2 protein-coding genes are annotated in these 1,094 nt (G+C 52.4%); one reads left to right on the top strand and one right to left on the bottom strand.

Annotation, left to right across the window (positions count from 1 at the left end; genetic code table 11):
• Window positions 1–130, bottom strand: a 130-nt coding sequence (locus tag ACOVRA_RS08220) for a DNA-formamidopyrimidine glycosylase family protein (RefSeq protein WP_421719862.1), incomplete at its 3' end; no start/stop codon positions are given.
• Window positions 131–171: 41 nt separating this feature from the next.
• Here ACOVRA_RS08220 and ACOVRA_RS08215 point away from each other — a divergent pair.
• Window positions 172–510 carry a hypothetical protein gene (locus tag ACOVRA_RS08215; protein ID WP_421719861.1) on the top strand — a complete coding sequence of 113 codons (339 nt, stop codon included), beginning with the start codon at window positions 172–174 and terminating at the stop codon, window positions 508–510.
• Window positions 511–1,094 lie beyond the last annotated feature (584 nt).

Genomic DNA, 1,094 nt, shown 5'->3' with positions numbered 1-1,094 from the left:
GCTCGACAAAACGGGGTGGAAAGGCAAAGCGCAGGTCTGGCCGTCGGGCTTCCACCCGCACCAGGGTCTGGCCCTTTAAGGTGGGCTCGAGGCCCCGTCTCACAGTTTCGACTTCGGGTAATTCAGGCATATTCTTTTGCGTACTCACGCGTTATGTGCTAGCCACTGGTCATGAGATCAGCCCTACGACTTAGCGATGATGAACTCAATGAGCTTGCTTGGCGAGCCATCAGAAAGTTTTTTCCAGCAGAACAATTAGATCAGGCTTCCATTGAGTTGGAGCATACGGTTTGGTCTAACCAGAGCTGGGAAACAGGCCTTCATGATGGCGGCGAAGTTGTTGGTGTTTGGTTGTCTCATCCCAAGGCGGGTCCATTGCCGGATCCTGATGCAACAGCTGCGGTAACAACGCAGATGATGCAGGAGGCCTATCGCAAAGGCGATCCTAGGATGGTGATACTGTACCATAAGTTTCCGGATTTAGAGTATAAACACCAGCATGTTGCCTAGGTGCTTCCATGCACTATTCACACCAGCTTATCGGAAGTGCGCAGCGCCTGCTCGGTGGGAAGCGGGGTCGACCGCAATCCAGTGACTGCAATAGGGCTGTCAGTACAGCCTATTATGCGTTGTTTGACCACTTGTGCCGACTGGTTGCTAATCGCATCATAACCAGTCCGGAGGGGGCATCCGTGACCTCGAAGACGTGGGTTGAGGTGTATAGGTCGGTCGACCATGGCAAAGCGCAGACTCTCATGGGCAGACTATCGAGAGGGCCTGATGGCACCGAGTCAGACCATTTGATAAAGTTTGCTTCGGCATTCATTGCGCTGCAGAACGCTCGAAATGAAGCAGACTATGTGCCCACCAAGGAATTTGGTAAGATTGACGCTGAAATCCTTATCAATCAGGCAAAGAGCGCTATCTTGCATCTTGACTGTGTGACTTTTGATGAAGTGTCTCAGATTGTTGGTGGGCTAGTCGCCAAGAACACAAGGCGCTAAAGGGCCGTATGACTGACTCCAAGACTGCTTCCTTCGGTTTTCAAGATGTGCCTGCACATGAGAAGGCCTCTCGCGTGCGCGGCGTGTTTG

Source organism: Aquidulcibacter sp., from assembly GCF_049239865.1.
Lineage (GTDB): Bacteria > Pseudomonadota > Alphaproteobacteria > Caulobacterales > Aquidulcibacteraceae > Aquidulcibacter.
The sequence above is the reverse complement of the archived record's forward strand: the minus strand, read 5'-3'. Positions and strand labels throughout refer to the sequence as shown.